A 3104-nucleotide genomic window follows, 5' to 3' on the forward strand; every position below is an offset into this window, starting at 1 on the left:
TGATAGATACTCTGTTATAGGACGCTTACAAATAGCATTTAATCAGATTAAGTTAAAAGAAAGTTAGTCAAAAGTTAGTCACGAAGCAAAAAAAGACACCTTCCATAATTGGAAAGTGTCTTGAAACGTTGATATAACAACGATTAACGTTTACTGAATTGACTAGCTTTACGAGCTTTCTTAAGACCTGGTTTTTTACGTTCTACCATACGAGGGTCACGTGTTAATAAACCAGCAGCTTTTAAAGCTGGACGGAAATCAGGATCTACAGTTAATAACGCACGAGCGATTCCGTGACGGATTGCTCCAGCTTGTCCTGAGTAACCTCCACCATTAGCGTTAACAGTTACATCATATGCTCCTAATGTTTCTGTAACTTCAAATGGTTGTTTCATAACTTCATGTAAGTGAGGGAAAGGAATGTATTCATCTAATGTTTTACCATTGATAGTGATTACACCAGTTCCTGGCACTAAGCGTACACGAGCTACTGAATTTTTACGACGACCTGTACCAATATATTGTGCTTTAGCCAATTAAATTCCCTCCTTAAATTAATGTATTAATGTCTAATGCTTCAGGTTTTTGAGCTGCATGTTTATGCTCTGCTCCACCGTAAACAAATAATTTAGTGAATTGTTTACGTCCTAAGCGAGTGTCTGGTAACATACCTTTAACAGATAATTCAACTAATTTACGAGAATTTTTTTCACGTAAATCACCAGCTGAGATAGATTTGATTCCACCTGGGTGACCGCTGTGACGGTAGTACATTTTATCTGCTGCTTTGTTTCCAGTTAAAGCTACTTTATCTGCATTGATTACGACAACAAAATCACCTGTGTCTACGTGAGGTGTAAATGTTGGTTTGTTTTTTCCGCGTAAAATTGAAGCAACTACTGCTGAAAGACGTCCTAAAGGCACATCTGTCGCATCTACTAATACCCAGTTACGTTCAACTTCGTTTTTCTTAGCCATATATGTTTGACGCACGATTGTTTCCTCCATTATTAAATCTAGTTGTTTGACAAGTACTATTGAGTTTCCGGGGCTCATAGTGGGGCAAACAATACCGTCTATCATAATACCCTGAAAGTACCATAATGTCAAGCATTACCAACAATGTTTTTTCAATTATTTTTAACTTTTTGCATGGTTTCTAGGGACGAATTTTCCCGTTAAAAATTTAATCTAAATTTCATTTTTAATACCTTTATCATTTTGATTATGTTATAATTCTAACATTAGGAGGGGTTCAAATTGAATATTATAACAAAAAATCGTACCCAACAAATGTTAATTAGTAGTTTATTAATTGCGATTGGTATTATGATTCCATTAGTGATGCCGATTAAAGTCATTATTGGTCCAGCATCTTATACACTTGCAAGTCATGTCCCGATATTTTTAGGTCTGTTTATCTCACCTTTTGTCGCTTTAAGTGTGACAGCCGGAACGACCATTGGTTTCTTATTAGCAGGGTTCCCTTTAATCATTGTTTTAAGAGCTTTATCACATTTTTTATTTGTTATTTTTGCTTTATTTTTAATTAAAAGTTTTAAAATCAATCAGCTATCATTTGCTAAACAAGCGCCATTCTATTTCTTAATTAATGTGGTCCATGGTCTGGGTGAAGTAATAGCGGTTTATTTATTCTCTGTTACTGCTCAAACTACGAATACAGAAGGTTTCTACTATACTTTATGGGTATTAGTTGGTTTTGGTACCATTATTCATGGCTTTGTTGATTATGCACTCGCTCATATGATTTTCGATCGAATTAAGGTGCGTCATTAAGAAGGAGTCATATAAAAAACACTTATCAAGTTATTATTGTTGGTGGAGGGACCAGTGGTCTCATGGCTGCTGTTCACGCTGCTTTACAGGGTGTCAGTGTCCTAGTTTTAGAAAAAAATCCAAAATTAGGTCGCAAATTACTCTTATCAGGTGGTGGTCGTTGTAATGTGACCAACCGTACCTCACGAGATGAATTAATCCGTCATATTCCTGGTAATGGCAAGTTTTTATACAGTGCCCTTAATCAGTTTAATCAAGAAGATATTGTGCATTTTTTTGAAAGTCGTGGAGTACAACTGAAAGAAGAAGATCACGGTCGCATGTTTCCCGTTACAGATAGCGCTCGTACCATTTTAGAAACTTTATTGGATTACTGTCGTGAACTAGGTGTCGAAATTCAAACCAATGAACCTGTCGAGAAGCTATTGTTTGACCGTGAAAACCAGTGCGTCAAAGGGGTACTAACGAAATCAGGTTTAAAAATCCAAGCCAATGGTGCTATTCTAGCAACAGGTGGTCGGGCTTACCCACGAACAGGTGCGACTGGTGATGCTTATGCTTGGGCCAAATCAGCTGGCCACACCATCGAACGGTTATACCCTACCGAATCCCCTCTACTATCAGATGATGAGTGGATTACTAGTAAAGCTTTACGTGGTGTTTCTTTAAGAGATGTGGGCGTGACCTTATGGGATGCTGATCAAAAGGCTATCACTTATCACCTAATGGATATGATTTTTACTCATTTCGGCTATTCTGGACCCGCTATTCTAAGATGTTCTGGTCATGTTAACCAGTGGCTTCATCAAACGGGTGAAAAGGTGGCTCATCTATCTATCGATTTAACACCGCATCATACGACGGAACAACTTAAAAACTTTGCCGAAGAAAACCGTGACAAACAATTATTAACTATTTTAAAAAATTGGATGCCAGAGCGTATGGCTGAGGTAATTTTATCTCAATTAAAGATGGATCAGACGACGGCTTATAAACAATTAGTTCATGCTGAAGTTGAAGCCTTATTTAATAAAATAAAACATTTTGATTTCACAAGTACAGGTTCGCAACCGATTGAAAAAGGTTTTGTAACCGGTGGTGGCGTTTCAACTAAAGAAATCAATCCGGTCACGATGGAATCTAAGCTAATGAATGGTCTATACTTCTGTGGTGAATTGTTAGACATCAACGGTTATACCGGTGGTTATAATATTACGGCTGCTTTTGTCACGGGTGCTGTTGCAGGACAAAATTGTGCTTGGAATAGTTTTTAATTCTTGGATAGTAAAATTAAGCTAGAAAAATAA

Annotated in this window: 4 protein-coding genes; 2 read left to right on the top strand and 2 right to left on the bottom strand. The window is 37.1% G+C overall.

From position 1 onward, the window contains the following. Positions 1-143: 143 nt before the first annotated feature. A complete protein-coding gene (rpsI, locus tag HMPREF2811_RS07810) occupies positions 144-536 on the bottom strand; it encodes a 30S ribosomal protein S9 (RefSeq protein ID WP_071408851.1) in 393 nt (130 codons plus the stop codon). 13 nt (positions 537-549) lie between these two features. Further along, positions 550-993 carry a 50S ribosomal protein L13 gene (gene rplM / locus HMPREF2811_RS07815; protein ID WP_066125431.1) on the bottom strand — a complete coding sequence of 148 codons (444 nt, stop codon included), beginning with the start codon at positions 991-993 and terminating at the stop codon, positions 550-552. 267 nt (positions 994-1260) lie between these two features. Here rplM and HMPREF2811_RS07820 point away from each other — a divergent pair, with 267 nt between their 5' ends. Both HMPREF2811_RS07820 and HMPREF2811_RS07825 read left to right on the top strand, forming a co-directional pair. Next, positions 1261-1797: a hypothetical protein gene (locus HMPREF2811_RS07820; RefSeq protein ID WP_246829830.1), complete on the top strand. Its 537-nt coding sequence runs from the start codon at positions 1261-1263 to the stop codon at positions 1795-1797. Positions 1798-1832: 35 nt separating this feature from the next. Further along, on the top strand, positions 1833-3071 hold the full coding sequence (locus HMPREF2811_RS07825; RefSeq protein WP_371441407.1) for a BaiN/RdsA family NAD(P)/FAD-dependent oxidoreductase: 1239 nt from the start codon (positions 1833-1835) through the stop codon (positions 3069-3071). Positions 3072-3104: the final 33 nt, after the last annotated feature.

Source organism: Globicatella sp. HMSC072A10 (assembly GCF_001811625.1).
Classification (GTDB): Bacteria; Bacillota; Bacilli; order Lactobacillales; family Aerococcaceae; genus Globicatella; species Globicatella sanguinis.